This window comes from Streptomyces oryzae (assembly GCF_017676365.1).
GTDB classification, from domain to species: Bacteria; Actinomycetota; Actinomycetes; order Streptomycetales; family Streptomycetaceae; genus Streptomyces; species Streptomyces oryzae.
The window spans coordinates 14,486-34,147 of record NZ_JADKMA010000064.1; the positions used below are offsets into that span (position 1 = coordinate 14,486).

The 19,662-nt window shown below is 71.8% G+C and carries 17 protein-coding genes; 6 read left to right on the forward strand and 11 right to left on the reverse strand.

The features are described from left to right. The first annotated feature begins 126 nt into the window (after positions 1–126). A complete protein-coding gene (locus ITI46_RS14775; protein ID WP_209239990.1) occupies positions 127–1,074 on the forward strand; it encodes an SDR family oxidoreductase in 948 nt (315 codons plus the stop codon). Between the two features lie 96 nt (positions 1,075–1,170). On the opposite strand, the gene ITI46_RS14780 is transcribed toward ITI46_RS14775, so the two are convergent. Beyond that, positions 1,171–2,163, reverse strand: coding sequence for a helix-turn-helix transcriptional regulator (locus ITI46_RS14780; protein WP_209239991.1), 993 nt, complete (start codon positions 2,161–2,163; stop codon positions 1,171–1,173). A gap of 74 nt (positions 2,164–2,237) precedes the next feature. On the opposite strand from ITI46_RS14780, the gene ITI46_RS14785 reads away from it, so the two are divergent. Together ITI46_RS14785 and ITI46_RS14790 are read left to right on the forward strand one after the other, a co-directional pair. Continuing rightward, a complete protein-coding gene (locus ITI46_RS14785; protein ID WP_209239992.1) occupies positions 2,238–3,773 on the forward strand; it encodes a sodium-dependent transporter in 1,536 nt (511 codons plus the stop codon). Further along, on the forward strand, positions 3,773–3,874 hold the full coding sequence (locus ITI46_RS14790; RefSeq protein WP_209239993.1) for a methionine/alanine import family NSS transporter small subunit: 102 nt from the start codon (positions 3,773–3,775) through the stop codon (positions 3,872–3,874). The genes ITI46_RS14785 and ITI46_RS14790 overlap by 1 nt, the downstream gene beginning before the upstream one ends. A 148-nt stretch (positions 3,875–4,022) precedes the next feature. Here the strand turns inward: ITI46_RS14790 and aceE are convergent, their stop codons facing one another. The 8 genes from aceE to ITI46_RS14830 form a co-directional block, all read right to left on the reverse strand. Beyond that, positions 4,023–6,713, reverse strand: coding sequence for a pyruvate dehydrogenase (acetyl-transferring), homodimeric type (aceE, locus tag ITI46_RS14795; RefSeq protein ID WP_209239994.1), 2,691 nt, complete (start codon positions 6,711–6,713; stop codon positions 4,023–4,025). A 296-nt stretch (positions 6,714–7,009) separates the two neighbouring features. After that, positions 7,010–7,639: a GntR family transcriptional regulator gene (locus tag ITI46_RS14800; RefSeq protein ID WP_209239995.1), complete on the reverse strand. Its 630-nt coding sequence runs from the start codon at positions 7,637–7,639 to the stop codon at positions 7,010–7,012. 159 nt (positions 7,640–7,798) lie between these two features. Then, a complete protein-coding gene (sucB, locus tag ITI46_RS14805) occupies positions 7,799–9,616 on the reverse strand; it encodes a 2-oxoglutarate dehydrogenase, E2 component, dihydrolipoamide succinyltransferase (protein WP_209239996.1) in 1,818 nt (605 codons plus the stop codon). Between the two features lie 61 nt (positions 9,617–9,677). After that, positions 9,678–11,066 (reverse strand): dihydrolipoyl dehydrogenase, encoded by a 1,389-nt coding sequence (gene lpdA / locus ITI46_RS14810; RefSeq protein WP_209239997.1) that lies wholly within the window; start codon positions 11,064–11,066, stop codon positions 9,678–9,680. 236 nt (positions 11,067–11,302) lie between these two features. Then, on the reverse strand, positions 11,303–12,901 hold the full coding sequence (locus ITI46_RS14815) for a leucyl aminopeptidase (protein ID WP_209239998.1): 1,599 nt from the start codon (positions 12,899–12,901) through the stop codon (positions 11,303–11,305). Positions 12,902–13,026: 125 nt separating this feature from the next. Further along, positions 13,027–13,839, reverse strand: a complete 813-nt coding sequence (locus ITI46_RS14820) for an adenosylcobinamide-GDP ribazoletransferase (protein WP_209239999.1) — start codon at positions 13,837–13,839, stop codon at positions 13,027–13,029. Between the two features lie 198 nt (positions 13,840–14,037). Beyond that, positions 14,038–15,141 carry a nicotinate-nucleotide--dimethylbenzimidazole phosphoribosyltransferase gene (locus tag ITI46_RS14825; protein WP_209240000.1) on the reverse strand — a complete coding sequence of 368 codons (1,104 nt, stop codon included), beginning with the start codon at positions 15,139–15,141 and terminating at the stop codon, positions 14,038–14,040. 296 nt (positions 15,142–15,437) lie between these two features. After that, the gene (locus ITI46_RS14830; protein ID WP_209240001.1) at positions 15,438–16,667 is read right to left on the reverse strand and encodes a bifunctional adenosylcobinamide kinase/adenosylcobinamide-phosphate guanylyltransferase; all 1,230 of its coding nucleotides are present in this window, start codon (positions 16,665–16,667) and stop codon (positions 15,438–15,440) included. Between the two features lie 84 nt (positions 16,668–16,751). Here ITI46_RS14830 and ITI46_RS14835 point away from each other — a divergent pair, with 84 nt between their 5' ends. After that, complete coding sequence (locus ITI46_RS14835; RefSeq protein ID WP_209240002.1) at positions 16,752–16,961, forward strand: hypothetical protein; 210 nt, start codon at positions 16,752–16,754, stop codon at positions 16,959–16,961. Between the two features lie 37 nt (positions 16,962–16,998). Here the strand turns inward: ITI46_RS14835 and ITI46_RS14840 are convergent, their stop codons facing one another. Both ITI46_RS14840 and ITI46_RS14845 read right to left on the reverse strand, forming a co-directional pair. Continuing rightward, a complete protein-coding gene (locus tag ITI46_RS14840) occupies positions 16,999–17,694 on the reverse strand; it encodes a class I SAM-dependent methyltransferase (RefSeq protein WP_209240008.1) in 696 nt (231 codons plus the stop codon). After that, positions 17,691–18,287, reverse strand: a complete 597-nt coding sequence (locus tag ITI46_RS14845) for a DUF3043 domain-containing protein (protein ID WP_209240003.1) — start codon at positions 18,285–18,287, stop codon at positions 17,691–17,693. Before ITI46_RS14845 ends, ITI46_RS14840 begins: the two co-directional genes overlap by 4 nt. A gap of 251 nt (positions 18,288–18,538) precedes the next feature. On the opposite strand from ITI46_RS14845, the gene ITI46_RS14850 reads away from it, so the two are divergent. Together ITI46_RS14850 and pspAA are read left to right on the forward strand one after the other, a co-directional pair. Continuing rightward, positions 18,539–19,315, forward strand: a complete 777-nt coding sequence (locus tag ITI46_RS14850; protein WP_247745997.1) for a PspA/IM30 family protein — start codon at positions 18,539–18,541, stop codon at positions 19,313–19,315. A 45-nt stretch (positions 19,316–19,360) separates the two neighbouring features. Then, positions 19,361–19,639, forward strand: a complete 279-nt coding sequence (gene pspAA / locus ITI46_RS14855) for a PspA-associated protein PspAA (RefSeq protein ID WP_209240005.1) — start codon at positions 19,361–19,363, stop codon at positions 19,637–19,639. The last annotated feature ends 23 nt before the right edge of the window (positions 19,640–19,662 follow it).

Here is a 19,662-nt window from a genome sequence, read left to right on the forward strand (position 1 = left end):
GAGACGTGATGCGAATGCGATACCCGGCGATACCCGACAGAAGCTGTCGGGTATCGCTGTGAGTGTGTTCCACCTGCCGCCGAGAGCGGCAATGAGCAGCAAACGAGCAACAACGCGGAGGAACACATGAGGGAACCGAGCAGCTCCCATGGGCCGCTGGCCGGCAAGGTCGCCCTGGTCGCGGGCGCTACCAGGGGAGCGGGCCGGGCCATGGCCGTCGAGCTGTGCCGGGCCGGAGCCACCGTCTACGCGACCGGCCGCACCACCAGGGAGAAGGTCAGCGAGGTGGGCCGGGCGAGCGAGACGATCGAGGGGACGGCCGAACTGGCGACCGAGGTGGGCAAGGAGGCTGGTGGCAGTGGACATGCCGTCGCCGTCGACCATCTCGACCCCGGTCAGGTGCGGGAGCTGATGGCCAGGATCGAGCGGGAACAGGGCGCCCTCGACATCCTCGTCAACGACCTGTGGGGCGGCGACCACCTCGTCGGCTTCGACAAGAAGCTGTGGGAACACGATCTGGCCGACGGGCTGCGGGTGCTGCGGCTCGGGATCGACAGCCACCTGATCACCAGCGCCTGCGCGCTGCCGCTGCTGACCCGGCGGCCCGGCGGGCTGCTGATCGAGGTCACCGACGGCACCGAGGAGTTCAACCAGCGCTACCGGCAGCCCGTCTACTACGACCTGGCCAAGTACGCGCCGCTGCGGATGGCCCGCGCGCTCGCCGAGGAGACCAAGGAGCACGGGACCACCGTGGTCTGTCTGACCCCGGGCTGGCTGCGCTCGGAGGCGATGCTCGACACCCACTTCAAGGTGACGGAGGAGAACTGGCGCGACGGCTGCGCCAAGGACCCGCACTTCGCCATCTCCGAGACCCCCGCCTTCGTCGGCCGCGCCGTGGCCGCACTCGCCGCCGACCCGGACGTGTCCCGCTGGAACGGGCAGTCCCTCTCCAGCGGCGGCCTCGCCAAGGTCTACGGCTTCACCGACGTGGACGGCTCGGCGCCGGACGCCTGGCGCTACCTCATCGAGGTCGAACACGCGGGCAAGCCCGCGGACGTGAGCGGTTACCGCTAGCCCCGAAGGGGCTCGGGGAACTGCGCGCGCAACCACACCGAAGCCGCAGGCTGCGAACAACAGCCAGGGGCACCCCCTGCTCAGACCAGAGGGGGGCTAATCCCCCAGATAGAGGGCACCCATGGCACGGGCCGCCTTCACAAAGCGGCTCCGCAAGGAGCTGGGCGCGAGCACCTCGCACTCCGGGCCGAGGGCGAGGAGCTGGCTGTAGGCCACCTCCTCGTTCTCCACCCGCAGCGTCACCGTCGTACGGCTCTGGTCGTCGACGGTGCCGGCGGCCAGCGCCTCGTCGACCGCCGCCCGGTCGGTGACGTGCCGCAGCCGGCGGGCGCCGGACTCGGTCAGCCGCAGCGTCACCTCCCACCGCAGCAGCGACTGCGCGAAAGCCTCCGCCTGCCGAGTCCAGAACGCGGCGAGGTCGAAGCCGGCATCCCGGGCGAAGCGCTCGTCACGTACGGCGACCTCGGTGAACCGGTCGACGCGGTACACCCTCCAGGGGTCGCGGTCCTGGCGGCCCGCGTCCGCGGGTACGCGGGCCGCCAGATACCAGTGGCCCGCCTTCAGCACCAGCCCGTACGGCTCCAGCTCCCGCTCGACCTCGCCACGCTTCCCCTCGTACCGGACGGCGGCCTGCCGGTCCGACCAGACGGCGTCGGCCAGCGCGGGCAGCAGCGCCGGTGTCCTGGGCGCCTGCCACCAGCCGGGGGCGTCCAGGTGGAAGCGCTGTGCCGTGCTGTCGTGCACATCACGCAGCGCGGGGTCCAGCGCGGCGGAGACCTTCAGTTTCGCCGCCGAGGCCGCGTCGTCAAGGCCCAGGTCCCGCAGTGCCGAGGGCACCCCGGAGAGGAACAGCGCCTCCGCCTCGCTGCGGCCCATACCGGTGAGCCGGGTGCGGTAGCCGCCGACCAGCCGGTAGCCGCCCGCGCGGCCCCGGTCCGCGTACACCGGCACGCCCGCCTCGGACAGGGCCAGCACATCGCGCGAGACGGTGCGCTCGGAGACCTCCAGCTCCGCGGCGAGCTCGGCGGCCGTCATCTCCCGCCGTGCCTGGAGCAGCAGCACCATCCTGATCAGCCGGGCTGCCCGCATGCTGAATACCCCTCCCATGGGACGTGTCCCGCTGTTACCGTTCCGCCCGTTATACAGCGAACAAGGAAACGGTCATGTCTCAGCAAACTCGCGATCAGGGCGAGCAGCGCGAACAGTGGGGTTCGCGGGCCGGCTTCCTGATGGCGGCCATCGGTTCCGCCGTCGGGTTGGGCAACATCTGGCGCTTCCCCGCCGAGGCGTACAAGAACGGCGGCGGAGCCTTCCTCCTGCCCTATCTCGTGGCTCTGCTCACAGCGGGCCTCCCGCTGCTCATACTCGAATACACCGTAGGGCGGAAGTTCCGGAAGTCGCCGCCCGCGGCGTTCCGGCAGATATCCCGCCCTGCCGAGGTCATCGGCTGGTGGCAGGTGGCCATCTGCTTCGTCATCGCCGCCTACTACGCGGTGATCGTCGCCTGGGCGGTGCGGTACGCCGGGTTCTCCTTCGGCAAGGACTGGGGCAAGGACCCCGAGAAGTTCTTCGCCGGGGACTTCCTGCACGCCGGGTCCGAGCCGGGGCTGCCCAGCTCCTTCGTCGGCAATGTCTTCTGGCCGCTGCTGGGCGTCTGGATCATCGTGCTGGCCATCCTGGCCCTCGGCGTCCGCCGGGGCATCGAGCGGGCCAACAAGATCTTCATCCCGGCCCTGGTGTTCTTCTTCGTCATCCTGGTGCTCCGGGCCGTCACGCTCGACGGTGCCGCCGAGGGACTGGACGCGCTGTTCTCCCCCGACTGGAGCGCGCTGACCGACGGCAGCGTATGGGTCGCCGCCTACGGCCAGATCTTCTTCTCCCTCTCCATCGGCTTCGGCATCATGGTCACCTACGCCTCCTACCTGGGCCGCCGGGCCGACCTGACCGGCTCGGCGCTGGTGGCGGGGTTCGCCAACAGCTCCTTCGAAATCCTCGCCGGCATCGGCGTCTTCGCCACCCTGGGCTTCATGGCACAGGCCAACGGCGCGGCCGTCGGCGACGTCGTCAGCGAGGGGGTGGGGCTCGCCTTCATCGCCTTCCCCGCCGTCATCTCCCAGATGCCGATGGGCGCGGCTTTCGGCGTCATCTTCTTCCTGTCGCTGGCCATTGCGGGCCTCACCTCGCTGGTCAGCATCGTGCAGGTGGTCATCTCGGCCGTACAGGACCGCACCGGCATGCGCCGGGTGCCCGCCGTGTGGATCGTCGGCGGCCTGGTGGCCGTGGTCTCGCTGGCCCTCTTCCCCACCGACGCGGGCCTGTCGCTGCTGGACGCGGCCGACCACTTCATCAACCAGTACGGCATCGCGCTGGCCGCGCTCGTCTTCCTGGTCGTCATGGCCTGGGTGCTGCGCCGGCTGCAGCCCTTCCAGGCGCACGCGGACGAGACCTCCGCCGTGCGGCTGGGTGCCTGGTGGCGGGTGTGCCTCGGGGTGATCACCCCGGTGGTGCTCGGCTGGATGATGGTCGACAGCCTGCGCAAGGAGTTCGACGAGAACTACGGCGGCTACCCCACCTCGTTCCTCGCCTGGGCCGGCTGGGGCGTCGCGGTCGCCGCCGTGCTGGTGGGTGTCCTCATCTCCCTCATCCCCTGGCGGGACGCGCCCGTCGAGGGTGACGCCGAACGGGAGGAGGTGCGCTGATGTCCACCGGAGCCATCGTGATGATGACCGCGGCCATCCTCATCGTCTGGGGCGGCCTGATCGCCGCCATTCTCCACCTGCGCAAGCACCCGGCGGAGTAAGCAGCCCCGAACGGCACAGTTCCCCGCGCCCCGAAAGGGGCGCGGGGAACTGCGCGACCAGCCAGAAGTGATCCGCACCCGGGCCACAACCCAAGGCCCAACGGCGCGTCTCCGCAAAGGCGAACCCCGCGAAGCGCAGGCCGACGGTCTACGCGAGCCCGTACTTTTCGGCGGCCCGGCGGACGTCCTCCGCCTTGACCTCTCCGCGCCGCGCGAGCCGCGACAGCGCGGCCACGACGACGGACTCGGCGTCGACGCCGAAGTACCGGCGCGCGGCCTCACGGGTGTCGGAGAGGCCGAAGCCGTCCGTGCCCAGCGAGGCCCAGTCCTGCTCGACCCACTGACTGATCTGGTCCGGCACGGCCCGCATCCAGTCGCTGACGGCCAGCACCGGACCCGGTGCCCCCTCCAGCGCGCGGGTCACATACGGCACCCGCTCCTCGCCGCGCAGCGCCGCCGCGTCGCACTCCATCGCCTCGCGCCGCAGCTCGGTCCAGGACGGTGCCGACCACACATCGGCGGCCACGCCCCACTCCTCGGCGAGGATGCGCTGGGCCTCCAGCACCCAGTGGATCGCCGTACCGGAGGACAGCAGCTGGATCCGCGGGGCGTCAGCGGAGGCGGCCTCCGCCTCCTTGAAGCGGTAGAGCCCCTTGAGGATGCCCTCCTCGATGCCCTCGCCCTCCGGCATGGGCGGCTGCACCTTGGTCTCGTTGTAGACCGTCAGGTAGTAGAAGACGTTCTCCTGCGCCGCCCCGTCCGGGCCGTACATCCGGCGCAGCCCCTCCTTGACGATGACGCCCACCTCGTAGGCGAACGCCGGGTCGTAGGAGATGACAGCCGGGTTGGTGGAGGCCAGCAGATGCGAGTGCCCGTCGGCGTGCTGGAGGCCCTCACCGGTCATCGTCGTACGGCCTGCGGTGGCGCCGATGACGAAGCCGCGGCCCAGCTGGTCGGCGAGCGCCCAGAACTGGTCGGCGGTGCGCTGGAACCCGAACATCGAGTAGAAGATGTAGAACGGGATCATCGGCTCGCCGTGCGTGGCGTAGGACGTGGCTGCCGCGGTGAAGTCCGCCAGCGAACCGGCCTCGGTGATCCCCTCGTTGAGGATCTGGCCGTCCTTGGCCTCCTTGTAGAACAGCAGCTGGTCGCGGTCGACCGGCTCGTAGTTCTGGCCCAGCGGCGAGTAGATACCCGCCGACGGGAACAGCGACTCCATACCGAACGTACGCGCCTCGTCCGGGACGATCGGCACCCAGCGCTTGCCGGTCTCCTTCTCCCGCATCAGGTCCTTGACCAGCCGCACGAACGCCATGGTGGTGGCGATCTCCTGGGAGCCCGAGCCCTTCTTCAGCACGTCGAAGGGCTTCTCGGCGGGGGAGGGCAGGCCGACCGGGTGCACCTTGCGGGCCGGGGCCGGGCCGCCCAGCTCGGCGCGCCGCTCCTGGAGGTAGCGCACCTCGGGGGAGTCGGGGCCCGGGTGGACGTAGGGCACCAGCTCGTCGTCCAGCTTGCTGTCCGGAATGGGCAGCTCCAGCAGGTCCCGCATGGCGCGGAACTCCTTGCCTGTGAGCTTCTTCATCTGGTGGTTGGCGTTGCGGGACTCGAAGCCCGGGCCCAGCGTCCAGCCCTTGACGGTCTGCGCCAGGATCACCGTCGGGGCGCCCTTGTGCTCGACGGCCGCCTTGTACGCCGCGTAGACCTTGCGCGGCTCATGGCCGGCGCGTGAGGTCTTGAACAGCTCGGTGATCTTGTCGTCGGACAGCAGCTTGCCGAGCTCGACGAGGGCCGGGGAGGCGCCGAAGAAGTGCTCGCGGATGTAGGCCGCGTCGCGGGTGGCGTACGTCTGGAACTGCGCGTCCGGCACCTCGCGCAGCCGCCGGGTCAGCGCGCCGGTGGTGTCCAGCGCGAACACCTCGTCCCAGGCGGAGCCCCACAGCGACTTGATCACGTTCCAGCCCGCGGCGCGGAACTGGGTCTCCAGCTCCTGCACGATCTTGAAGTTGGCGCGGACCGGGCCGTCCAGCCGCTGGAGGTTGCAGTTGATGACGAACGTGAGGTTGTCCAGCTGCTCCCGCCCGGCCAGGGCGAGGGCCGCGGTCGACTCCGGCTCGTCCATCTCGCCGTCGCCGAGGAAGGCCCATACGTGCGAGGCGGAGGTGTCCTTGATGCCGCGGTGGGTCAGATAGCGGTTGAACCGCGCCTGGTAGATCGCCGAGATCGGCCCCAGGCCCATGGAGACGGTGGGGAACTCCCACAGCCACGGCAGCCGTCGCGGGTGCGGGTAGGACGGCAGCCCGTCCCCGCCCGCCTCCTGCCGGAACCGGTCCAGGTGGGCCTCGGTGAGCCGTCCGTCGAGGAAGGCGCGGGCGTAGACGCCGGGGGAGGCGTGGCCCTGGACGTACAGCTGGTCGCCCGATCGGTCCGCGCCCTCCTTCCCCCTGAAGAAGTGCTGGAAGCCCGTCTCGTACAGCCAGGCCGCCGAGGCGAACGTCGCTATATGGCCGCCGAGGCCGTAGCGGCTGCCCCGGGTGACCATGGCCGCAGCGTTCCAGCGGTTCCACGCGGTGATCCGGGACTCCATCGCCTCGTCGCCGGGGAAGGCCGGCTCGGCCGAGGTCGGGATGGTGTTGACGTACTCCGTCTCCAGCAGGGCCGGTACGGCCAGGCCGCTGTGCTGCGCGTGCTCTACGGTACGACGCACCAGATACGCGGCTCGTTCGTCGCCCGCATGTGCCGCGACGGCGTCGAGCGACTCGCGCCACTCGCCGGTCTCCTGCGGATCACGGTCCGGGAGCTGGTCCAGCTCGCTCGGACGCGGGCGTACGGGATCGGGCATGGTGGCCACCTTCCGGACGTGTAGGCCCCTCCAAACGGGTCGGGAGGGCGGTTGTGCGGGTGGGTGTTGTGAACCCTGGCTGGCAGGACAGGGGGCACCCAACGGAGGGACTGTACGCCTCTGATCGATGATCGATCAAAGCATCTGCCGAAATTGGCATTCCGTGCCGTGAAAGTCGGCACGCGATGTCAGGGGTCCTCCCGCGACCCGCGGCTCGCCGTTGCGGGTGGCGCGGTCGCCAGGCTGCGGCCCGTCCGGGGCCGGTCGCGCAGTTCCCCGCGCACCTGTCGGGGCGCTCAGTCCCGGGGCGCGGGAGCGCAACCCAGCACGTGCTCCTTCACCAGCAGGCCAATGTTCGGGTCACATCGCTGGATCGCGGCCATAACCGCTTCGTGCTCCTCCGCGTACGACTGCTGCACCGTACCGAGCCAGCGGATCGACAGCGCCGTCCACACCTCGATGCCCAGGCCCTCCCACGTGTGCAGCAGCACGCTGTTGCCGGCGGCGCGGACCAGCTCGCGGTGGAAGGCGACGGTGTGCCGCACCTGGGCCTCGCCGTCCCCGCGCCGGTCCGCCTCGTACAGCGCCTCCACATGCGGCCGCAGCGCCGAGACGTCGCCCGCCAGCCGGGGCACCGCCAGCTCGGCGGCGATCTGCTCCAGGCCGGCGCGCACCGGATAGATCTCCTCCAGATCCGCCGCCGACAGCTCCCGGACGCGCACGCCCTTGTTCGGCGACGACTCGATCAGCCGCAGCGCCTCCAGCTCCCGCAGCGCCTCCCGCACCGGGGTCTGGCTGACCTCCAGCTCCACCGCGATCCGCCGCTCCACGATCCGCTCGCCGGGCTTCCACCGCCCGCTGACGATGCCCTCCACGAGGTGCTCGCGGATCTGTTCGCGCAGCGACTGGACGACGGGCGGGGTCATGTAGATGCTCCTCGCAACGAGGTGGTGGGGCTCCTAGACGATACGGCCTGACCCGGCACCCGGTGCCACTGCATACGGTGAGGGATCCGTCACGGGAGAACGGCGGTGCCCCCGCCACACAGGTGTGACGGGGGCACCACTCTCAGCCGGGCGGAAGGGTTACAGCCCCAGCTCGCCCTCGAACTCGCCGGCCTCCAGGCGGGCCTTGACGTCGTTCAGGTAGCGGGCGGCGTCGGCGCCGTCCACCAGCTGGTGGTCGTAGGACAGGGTCAGGTAGACCATGTCCCGGATCGCGATCGTCTCGCCCAGGTCCGGGTGGTTGACGACCATCGGGCGGCGCACGGTGGCGCCGATGCCCAGCTCGGCGACCTGCGGGTAGTTCACGATGATGGTGTCGAAGAGCGCACCCCGCGAACCGGTGTTGCTGATCGTGAACGTACCGCCGGACATGTCGTCCGGGCCGAGACCGCCCTCGCGGACCTTCTTGGCCAGCTCGGCGGTCTTGCGGGCGATGCCCGCCAGGTTGAGGTTCCCGGCCTCCTTGATGACCGGGACCATCAGACCCTTCTCGGAGTCCACCGCGATGCCGATGTTCTCGACGTCGTGGTAGGTGATGGTGCCGTCGTCGTTCAGCCGCGCGTTGACCGACGGGTGGGCCTTCAGCGCCTCGGCAGCCGCCTGCACGAAGAACGGCATCGGCGAGAGCTTGACGCCCTCACGCGCCGCGAAGGCGTCCTTCGCGCGGGCCCGCAGCTGCATGATGCGGGTCACGTCCACCTCGACGACGGTGGACAGCTGCGCCTGGCTGTGCAGCGCCTTCATCATGTTGTCCGCGATGAGCTTGCGGATCCGCGGCATCTTCACCGTCTGGCCGCGCAGCGGCGACGGCTCCAGCTTCGGCGACGTCGGCCGGGCGGACGCGGCGGCGGAGGGCGCTGCGGCCGGGGCCGGAGCCTGGGCCTTCTTCGCCTCGGCTGCCTCCAGGACGTCCTGCTTACGGATCCGGCCGCCCACCCCGGTGCCGCGCACCGAGGAGAGGTCCACGCCCTGCTCGGCCGCCAGCTTGCGCACCAGCGGCGTCACATAGGCGCCGTCGCTCTCCGGCGCCGGGGCCGGAGCCGGAGCGGCCGGAGCCGCCGGGGCCTGGGCCGCGGGCGCGGGCTGAGCCGGAGCGGGCTGGGCCGGCGGCGCGGGCTGCGCCGGGGCCGGCTGGGCCGGCGAGGGCTCCGGAGGCGTCTGCGGCGCGGCGGGCTGCGCCGGAGCCGCCGGGGCCTGCGGGGCCGCCTGCGCGGGCTGCGGTGCCTCCTCGGCGGGCTTGCCCGGAGCCGAGGGGGCGGGGGCGGCGGCGGCCGGAGCGGCACCGGCCGCACCGATGACGGCCAGCTTCGCGCCGACCTCGGCCGTCTCGTCCTCGCCGACGGTGATCTCCAGCAGCGTGCCGGAGGCCGGGGCCGGGATCTCGGTGTCGACCTTGTCGGTGGAGACCTCCAGCAGCGGCTCGTCCGCCTCGACCTCGTCGCCCACCTGCTTCAGCCAGCGGGTGACGGTGCCCTCGGTGACGGACTCGCCCAGCGCGGGCAGCACCACGTCGGTGCCCTCGGCCGCGCCACCGGCGGACGGGGCAGCGGCAGCGGGTTCGGGCTGCGGGGCAGGCGCCGGCTGCTCGGCGGCGGCCGGAGCCGGGGCCGGGGCCTCGGCCTGCGCGGGCTCGGCGGCCGGAGCTGCGGCCGGTGCGCCGGAACCGTCGTCGATGACGGCCAGCTCGGCGCCGACCTCCACCGTCTCGTCCTCGGCGACCTTGATGGAAACGATCGTCCCGGAAGCGGGGGCCGGGATCTCGGTGTCGACCTTGTCGGTGGAGACCTCGAGCAGCGGCTCGTCGGCCTCGATGTGCTCACCCTCGGCCTTCAGCCAGCGGGTGACGGTGCCCTCGGTCACGCTCTCGCCGAGCGCCGGCAGGGTTACGGAAACCGCCATGGTTTCTGTTGCTCCTTACAAAACTGTGCGGATGGGTCGCGCCCTGACTGGAACCCGGCGGTCAGTCGTGGGAGTGCAGCGGCTTGCCGGCCAGCGCCAGATGCGCCTCGCCGAGCGCCTCGGTCTGGGTCGGGTGGGCGTGGATGAGCTGGGCCACCTCGGCGGGCAGCGCCTCCCAGTTGTAGATGAGCTGGGCCTCGGCGACCTGCTCACCCATGCGGTCACCGACCATGTGGACGCCGACCACGGCACCGTCGCGCACCTGGACGAGCTTCACCTCACCCGCCGTCTTCAGGATCTTGCTCTTGCCGTTGCCCGCGAGGTTGTACTTGAGCGTGACCACCTTGTCGGCACCGTACCGCTCCTTGGCCTGCTCCTCGGTGAGGCCGACCGAGGCCACCTCCGGGTTGCAGTACGTCACGCGCGGCACACCGGCGTAGTCCACCGGCACCGGGTTCAGCCCGGCCAGCCGCTCCGCGACCAGGATGCCCTCCGCGAAGCCCACGTGCGCGAGCTGGAGCGTGGGGATGAGGTCACCGACGGCGGAGATCGTCGGGACGCTCGTGCGGCAGTACTCGTCCACCGTGACGAAGCCGCGGTCCATGGCGACCCCGGCCTCCTCGTAGCCCAGGCCCTCGGAGACCGGGCCGCGGCCGATGGCGACCAGCAGCACCTCGGCCTCGAACTCCTTGCCGTCGGCCAGCGTGACCTTGACGCCGTCCGCGGTGTACTCGGCCTTGTCGAAGAAGGTGCCCAGGTTGAACTTGATGCCGCGCTTGCGGAAGGCCCGCTCCAGCAGCTTGGAGCTGTTCTCGTCCTCGACCGGCACCAGGTGCTTGAGGCCCTCGACGACGGTGACGTCGGCGCCGAAGGACTTCCACACCGAGGCGAACTCGACGCCGATGACGCCGCCGCCCAGGATGATCGCGGACTTCGGGACCCGGTCCATGACCAGCGCGTCGTCGGAGCTGATGATGCGCTGGTGGTCGATGGTCAGACCCGGCAGCGACTTCGGCACCGAGCCGGTCGCCAGCAGGATGTGCCGGCCCTCGTAGCGCTGGCCGTTGACGTCCACGGAAGTGGGGGAGGACAGCCGGCCCTCGCCCTCCACATAGGTGACCTTGCGGGAGGCGACCAGCCCCTGCAGGCCCTTGTAGAGGCCGGAGATCACGCCGTCCTTGTACTTGTGGACGCCGGCCATGTCGATGCCCTCGAACGAGGTCTTGACACCGAACTCGGCGCTCTCCCGGGACTGGTCGGCGACCTCGCCCGCGTGCAGCAGCGCCTTGGTCGGGATGCAGCCCCGGTGCAGACAGGTACCGCCCAGCTTGTCCTTCTCGATCAGGGCGACATCAAGACCGAGCTGTGCGGCGCGAAGGGCAGCGGCATAACCGCCGCTACCGCCTCCGAGGATCACTAGGTCGAAAACGGTGCTGGCGTCGTTCGCCACGTCACGTCCTCCATGCATGGGTACGCCGTAGCCGGTCTCCTGTGACCGGGCGGCTTGAGGTTCGGCCGCTTTTGTCTAGCTCGGCCCTTTTTCGCGTTTTCGCGGTATTCGCGAACCGGCTTCTGTCAAGCCGTGCGGGGCCCTGTCCTGCCAGTCACCCATCTTCGCACTTGTCGATGGAAAACAGGGACGCGGGGTCCGGGGCTCAGGAGCGAGGCCCCCGGACCCCCCGGGTCTCAGCTGAGCTGCAGGTCGCCCTCCGCGGTGCGCTCCGCGAGCCGGATCAGCGTACGCACGGCCGAGCCGGTGCCGCCCTTGGGCGTGTAGCCGAACGGCCCGGAGTCGTTGAAGGCGGGACCCGCGATGTCCAGGTGCGCCCAGGGCGTGCCCTCGGGGACGAACTCCTTCAGGAAGAGACCGGCCAGCAGGCCGCCGCCCATCCGCTCCCCGATGTTGGCGATGTCCGCGACCGGCGAATCCATGCTCTTGCGCAGGTGCCCGGGCAGCGGCATCGGCCAGGCGGCCTCGCCCGCCTCCTCGGCCGCCTCGTGCAGCGCGGAGCGGAACGCGTCGTCGTTCGCCATGATCCCGAACGTCCGGTTGCCCAGCGCCAGCACCATCGCGCCGGTGAGCGTCGCCACGTCCACGAGCGCGTCCGGCTGTTCCTCACCGGCCCGGGTCAGCGCGTCCGCCAGCACCAGCCGGCCCTCGGCGTCGGTGTTGAGCACCTCCACCGTCTTGCCGCTGTACATGGTCAGCACGTCACCCGGACGAGTGGCCGAACCGGACGGCATGTTCTCCGCGAGCGCCAGCCAGCCGGTCACATTGGCCCGCAGCCCCAGCCGGGCCGCGGCGACGACGGCGGAGAAGACGGCAGCCGCGCCGCTCATGTCGCACTTCATCGTCTCGTTGTGACCGGCGGGCTTGAGCGAGATACCGCCCGAGTCGTAGGTGATGCCCTTGCCGATCAGCGCGAGGCTCTGCTTCGCCTTCGGGTGCGACCAGCCGATCCGCACCAGCCGCGGCGGCTGCGCCGAGCCGTTGCCGACCCCCAGGATGCCGCCGTAACCGCCCTTGGCCAGCGCCTTCTCGTCCAGCACCTCGAAGGTGAGGCCGAACTCCTTGGCCGCGGCCCTGGCCTCGGCGGCGAAGGTCTTGGGGTCCAGCCCGTTGGCCGGGGTGTTGATCAGATCGCGGGCCCTGTGCACCTCCTCGGCCAGCACCTGCGCCCGCTCCACTGCGGCCTTGTGCGCCTTGTCCCGCGGCTTGGCGCCGACCAGCGCGACCTCCGCGAGCGGCGCCGAGGTGTCCTTGCCGTCCGTGCCGTTCTTGCTGTTCTTGCTGTTCTTCTCCGCGCCGTTCTTCTCCTTGCCGCGGTACGCGGTGAAGGAGTACGCACCCAGCAGCGCACCCTCGGCGATCGCCGCGACCGCCTCGGCGCTCTCGGCGGGCAGCGCGAACGCGGCCTTCTTGCTGCCGGACAGCGCCCGCGCTGCGGCGCCTGCGGCACGGCGCAGCGCCTCGGTGTCGTACGGCTCCTGCTTGCCCGCCGCGTCGCCGAGGCCGACCGCCACCACGAGCGGGGCCTTCAGACCGCTCGCCGGGGCCGGGAGCTTGGTGACCTCGCCCTCGCCGCCGTTCGCGCCGAGCGTCTCCAGCGTCGCGGCCAGCTTGCCGCCGTACGCCTTGTCCACGGCCTCGGCGCCGGGGGCGAGGACGACGGCCGCCTTGGCCGCCCTGCCCTTGCCCGAGGAGGCGTTCTTGGCGATCCCGACGACGACGGCGTCCGCGCGCAGCGTCGCCGCGGACGAGGAGCTGAGAGTCAGTGCAGACACGTGGGAGAGACCTCTTCCTGGACATGGTTTTCGAAGGCGCGGGGGCGCCTTCGGCTTCGGACGCTCCGGGCATCGTATGCCCGCATCCCCACAATGTCGGGGGAGTTAGGGGCGGGCGGCCGGGATCACAGGACCGCGGCCACCACGAGCACACAGCAGCCGGCCGTCTCGGCGACCGCCCCGAAGACGTCCCCCGTCACACCGCCGAACCGCCGCACACAGCGCCGCAGCAGCCCCTCAGCGGCGCACAGCCCGAGCACGGCCGCCGCCGCGAATCCGGCCACCCGTCCGACGGGCCCCGCGGCGAGGGCCAGCCCCGCACAGCACCCGGTGACGCCCAGCGCGGCACCCAGCGCAGCGCCGCGCGGCACCGTCTCCGCGACAGCGGCACCGAGCCCCTCGGGCCGGGCCGCGGGCACGCCCTCCCGGGAAGCGAGGGCCAGCGCACCCCGCGCGACGACGGCGGAGGCCACCGCGCCCGCCGCGCCTGCGGCCCAGCCCTCCGCGTAGAGCGCGGCGACCGCGGCCACCTGGCCCAGCAGCGTGAACACCAGGGTCAGCACGCCGAACGGCCCGATGTCGGACTGCTTCATCACCCGCAGCGCCTCTTCGGCCGGCCTGCCGCTGCCCAGCCCGTCGGCGACGTCGGCGAGCCCGTCCAGGTGCAGCCCCCGGGTCAGCACGGCGGGCACCGCCACGGTCGCGACCGCGGCCAGCAGCGGGGAGGCCCCGCACACCAGCAGTACGCCGCCGATGGCGGCGGCCACGACCCCCACCACCAGTCCGACCACTGGTGCGCACACCATCCCGGCCCGCGCGGCGGCCCGGTCCCAGCGGGCGACGCTCACGGGCAGCACGGTCAGCGTGCCGAACGCGAACCGCAGCCCTTCGGGCACGGAGGCGCTGCCGATGTCAGCCGGTGGCGAGGAGGATTCCATGGCCGAGCAGGCTACTGCCCGACCCCGCGCCCCAAAGGGGCGCGGGGCTGTGCTGATATGCGGCTCCGCCGCGGTGGGGGTCCCCCCTGTTCGAGCGAAGCCGAGAACTTGGGGGAGCGCTCAGCCACATAGGGCCGCAGCCTGCAACTGCCCGCCCAGGACAGTCTCCTGGCCGGCACAGACGGGAGGGCGGTCGGCTCAGGTGACGTCCACAGCTCCAGCAGCAGCGTCCTCCGCGGAGTCGGATGGCCCCTCCCGTACCGGAAGTTCGGCGGCCAGCGCTGCCGCCGCCTGCACCAGGGGCAGGGCCAGCAGCGCGCCGGTGCCGCCGCCGACCTCGACGCCCTGCTCCAGCAAGGGGTCGGCGGCCAGCCGGTCCAGCGCCTTGGCCTGGGCCGGTTCACTCCCGGCCTGCCCCGCCAGCCACCAGTCCGGCGCCCGGAACGCCACCCGCTGGCCGACCAGCGCACAGGCCGCCGAGACGACCCCGTCGAGGATCACCGGGGTGTGCCGCACCGCCGACTGGAGCAGAAAGCCCGTCATGGCCGTCAGGTCGGCGCCGCCCACCGCGGCCAGCAGCTGCAGCTGGTCGCCCAGTACGGGCCGGGCCCGGCGCAGTCCGTCGCGGATGGCGGCGCACTTGCGCATCCACGTCAGATCGTCGATGCCGCCCCCGCCGCGGCCGGTCACCACGGAGGCGTCGGTGCCGCACAGCGCGGCGATCAGCGTTCCGGCCGCCGTGGTGCCGCCCACGCTCAGATCGCCGAGCACCACCAGGTCGGTACCGGCGTCGGCCTCCTCGTCGGCGACGGCCATCCCCGCGCGGAACGCCGCCTCGGCCTCCTGCGGCGTCAGCGCGTCCCCGATGTCCAGCCGCCCGGACGAGCGGCGCACCCGGTGCCGGGTCACCTCGGCGGGGAGTTCGCCCGGGTCGCAGTCGAGCGCCATGTCGACCACCCGCACCGGCACCTCGAACCGCCGCGCCAGTACGGCAGCGGGCGAGTAGCCGTCCAGCAGCTCGTGCACGAGCTCCGCTGCGGTGCCCGACTGCCGGGTGGAGACGCCGAGTTCGGCGACACCGTGGTCGCCGGCGAAGACCACCAGACGCGGGTTGGCGACCGGCCGCACAGGCACTCGTGCCTGTGCGGAGCCGAGCCATTCGGCCACGTCCTCCAGCCGGCCCAGGGCCCGTGGGGGCAGCCCCGTCAGCGCCCGCCGCTCCTCGGCTTCCCGGCGCAGGCCGCCGTGCGGCCGCTCGATGAGGTCGGAGAAGTCGTCCAGATCCAGGCTGAGCTCGCTCATGTGGGCCGAGATTACGTGAGTGCCCTGCGCCTGGATCCGGCGCCTTGCTGGTTACGGGGTGCCCCTTGCTGTGCGTTGCAGGCTGCGGGTGCGTTGCGCTGCGCGCGCTGCTACCGGGCTGCCCCTGCCTCGCCGTTGCAGACTGCGGGTGCGTTGTGGCTTGTCGCGCAGTTCCCCGCGCCCCTGACGGGGCGCGTCTGCCCTTGCCCCCTGCTGTGCTTGGGAGGTCTGTGCCAGAGGCGCAGGCTGGCAAGCGCAGCCCCCATGCGGGGTACGCGAGACCATCGGCTCAACCCTCACCGCAAGGGCACCCCGACCCCCGCAACCGTGAGCAGCACATGCTCGCACTGCGCGGCGAACCTGGCGTTCAGCCTGCCCAGTTCATCGCGGAAGCGCCGACCCGCCGGGGTGGCAGGCACCACCCCGGAGCCCACTTCATTGCTGACCGCCACCAGCCGCCGCGACGTGCCCCGCACGGCAGCGACCAGCTCCCGGACCCGCGCGGCCAGCTCCTCGGCGCCGCCCCGCTCCCACCGCTCGTCGTCCCATGCCTGGACCGCGTCCATGGTGTGCGTCAGCCACAGCGCCAGACAGTCGATCAGCAGCGGCGGCCCGTCCTGCTCCAGCAGCGGCACCAGGTCGCAGGTCTCCTCGGTCCGCCACGAGGCCGGGCGCCGCTCCCGGTGTTCGGTCACCCGTGCCGCCCACTCCGGATCCCCTTCCCGGGTGCCGCCCGTCGCCACGTACACCACACCCGGAAACGCGGCCAGCCGCCGCTCCGCCTCCACCGACTTGCCCGAGCGCGCCCCGCCCAGCACCAGCGTCCGGCGCGGGATCTGGGAGACGTCCACCCCGCCGTGGAACTCACCGACGGTGAGCGTCGTACCGTCCGGCACGGCGCGCGCTCCGGCGGCGGCCAGTTGCCGGTGCAGCTCGGGGCCAGGAGTCACCTCGTGCCCCAGGTGGACGGCGAGCACATCCGTGGCCGCACCGACCAGGCCCGCGTCCCGCAGCCGGGCCAGCGCGTCGGGCCGCCCGGCGACGTCCAGCAGCACCACGTCGTACGGGCCGCCGGGAGCGGTACCGCTCCCGGCGGTGCCGCTTCCCGTCCCGGCGAGTGCGGCGCCCGGCGGCAGATACAGCAGCCGCTCCCCGTCGGGCCCGGTCACCAGATAGCCGGTGCCCGGCGAGTCCAGCGCCAGCGCCCGCACCCGGTGCCCGCTGATGAGCGCCAGCTCCTGCCGGTCCGGCACCCGCACGGGAGCCGGCAGCCCGGCGGGTACCTCCAACGCCGGTCCGTCGTGCGGGTGACTCAGTAGCACCTGCCGTACGCCGCTGAGCGACTGGCCGGCCCGCGCCGCAGCGAACGCGGGCCCGGGAGTCAGATCGAGCAGCAGGGTGCTGTCCACCAGCAGCGCTGTCGCGGCCCGCGCCTCGTGGCCGGTGGCGGCGGCGCAGCGCGCACAGGGGCAGCCGGACCGGGGAAGACCGGCGGGTCCGCCGGTGCCGAGCAGAGTGAGTTCCACCCTCTGATCGTCTCGTGACCTGCCGCCGGGCGCGCACAGGGGACTACGCTTCCGGGAGCAACCGGCGATCTTACGGAGGCAGCGATGGCGTGGACGTGGCGGTTCGAGAAGGCCGACGGCACCGAGACGGAACCCGCTGTACAGCCCGAGGACTTCCCCACCCAGTCGGACGCCGAGTCATGGCTCGGTGAGGTGTGGCGGGAGCTGCTGGAGGGCGGAACCGATCAGGTGACCCTCCAGGAGGACGGCAACACCGTCTACGGCCCGATGAGCCTGCACTCCGCCACGGAGTGAGACCTCTCCGGGGAAGGGGTGCCCCTTGCGGGGCGCGTCACCCCCGGCCCCGGACCCCGAACAGGTGCAGCGACTGCGCCACCCCCCGGTAGGGGTCCACCCGGCAGGCGCGCTCCTCCACGTCCAGCGCGTCGTCGTCCAGGGTGTCTTCGTCGTCCCCGGCGAAGACACCCACCCCGTACCAGCGCTCCATGGGCACCCCGATCCGGGCGAGGAACGACGTCAGCGACTCCAGCCGCAGAAAGCGGTCCCCCTCGGCCGGTTCGGCCACCAGGGCCGCACGGGCGCCGGCCCAGTCACCGGCGATGCCCGGCCGCATGGCCCGTGCCGTCACATTGGGCAGCACCAGTGAGAGCAGGCCCCCGGTGTCGAGCACCCGGGCGAGACCGGCCAGCGTGCTGTCCGGGTCCGCGGTCCGGTCCAGTACGTCGTGGCCGAGCACCACATCGAAGGTGCCGGGCAGAAAGTGGGCGCCGGTGTCCTGGCCGCCGCCGGCCAGCGTGCGGAAGCGCTCCCTGATGCCCTCCGGCTCCTGGGCCAGCGCCGCCTCCAGAGCGGTCAGCCGTGCCGGATCGGACTCCAGCCCCGTCACCGCGTGGCCGGCCCTGGCCAGCCGCAATGCCTGTGCGCCGTCGCCCAGCCCGGCGTCCAGCACGCGGAGCCGCCGCCCCACCTCGAAGTGCGCGGCGATCCGCTCCTCGAGCTGCCGGGCGACCAGCTCCTGCCGGATCAGGGCTTCTGGCCGCGGGCGACCTGCGGCTTGGGCAGGCGCATGCGGCGCATCTGGAGGGTCCGCATCAGCGCGTAGGCGATGGCGCCCCGGCGGTTCTCGTCCGGATAGCGCTCGCGGATCTTCTTCTTCAGCCGTACGGAGATGCCGATCGAGTCGACGACGATGAGCAGGATCACCACGAGCCACAGCAGCAGCGAGATGTTCTTCAGCTGGAGCGAGGGCAGCATGCTCAGCACCAGGATGATCACCGCCAGCGGCAGGAAGAACTCCGCCACGCTGAACCGGGCGTCCACGAAGTCGCGCGCCAGCCGCCGCACCGGGCCCTTGTCCCGCGCGGGGAGGTGGCGCTCGTCACCGCTGGCCAGCGCCTCGCGCTGCTTGGCCAGCGCGGCCCTGCGGGCCTCGCGCTGCCGCTTGACCGCGTCCTTGCGGTTCTGCGGAGCGGCCATCGGGCGGCGCGGACCGCGCGCCTCGTTGCGCTTGGGGGTGGGGCGACCCTTGGGGGCTTGCGGGTCGCGGGACTGCCTCGGCTCGGCCGCCGTCACCTGAGGTGAGGCGGTCTGCCCTGCTTTCGTCGAACGGCTACGGAACACATCTCAAGAGTACGGTGTGAATCAGGGTGGGCCCCAGCCCCCACGGGAAAGCTCCGGAAGCACCGGACTCTCCGTGGAGGGGTGCCTACTCCCTGCGCCGGAGAGGCCGCGCGGCTGATCGTCCTCCAGGATGAGCGCATCCGCGCCCGAACGGTGCGGTAATGGAAGGCAGCCCCGTACTCTGGGGTCTGTAGATTGCCGAGGGCTTGAGTCCGTTACGAAGGGGGCGCGCGAGGCCCATGAGCGGTGTCATGAAGCGTATGGGGATGATCTTCCGCGCGAAGGCCAACAAGGCCCTGGACCGGGCTGAGGACCCGCGTGAGACGCTCGACTACTCCTACCAGAAGCAGCTGGAGCTGCTGCAGAAGGTGCGCAGGGGTGTGGCTGACGTCGCCACCTCCCGCAAGCGCCTGGAGCTGCAGATGACCCAGCTGCAGGGGCAGTCCTCGAAGCTGGAGGAACAGGGCAAGAAGGCGCTGGCACTCGGCCGCGAGGATCTGGCCCGCGAGGCGCTCTCCCGCAGGGCGGCGCTCCAGCAGCAGGTCACCGACCTGGAGGGGCAGCACCAGACCCTGCAGGGCGAGGAGGAGAAGCTGACCCTCGCGGCGCAGCGCCTCCAGGCCAAGGTGGACGCGTTCCGCACCAAGAAGGAGACCATCAAGGCCACCTACACGGCGGCCCAGGCACAGACCCGGATCGGCGAGGCGTTCTCCGGCATCTCCGAGGAGATGGGCGACGTCGGCATGGCCATCCAGCGGGCCGAGGACAAGACGGCCCAGCTCCAGGCCCGCTCCGGCGCCATCGACGAGCTGCTGGCCTCCGGCGCGCTGGACGACCCGACCGGCATGGCCAAGGACGACATCACCGCCGAGCTCGACCGCCTCTCCGGCGGCAGCGACGTGGAGCTGGAGCTCCAGCGGATGAAGGCGGAGCTGGCCGGTGGCAGCGGCAACGGCCAGCAGGCCATCGAGGGGGGCCAGGGCCAGGCGAACGGCCAGCAGGACGCGCCCAAGTTCAACAAGGAGTGAACGCGGGCCTCAGCGGCACCCCCGCAGCCGGAGGAGGAGAACGGCATGATCGTACGGATCATGGGCGAAGGCCAGGTCAAACTGGACGACAGCCACTTCGTGGAGCTGAACAAGCTCGACGACGAGCTGCTCGCGGAGATGGAGAGCGGTGACGAGGCCGGCTTCCGCCGTACTCTGTATGCGCTGCTCGACGCCGTCCGCAGGCTGGGCACCCCGTTGCCCGACGACGCGCTCGAACCCTCCGAGCTGATTCTGCCGGCGCCCGACGCCGGGCTGGACGAGGTGCGGCAGATGCTCGGCGACGACGGACTCATCCCCGGCTGACCCGTACCGGCGCACCCCAGGCG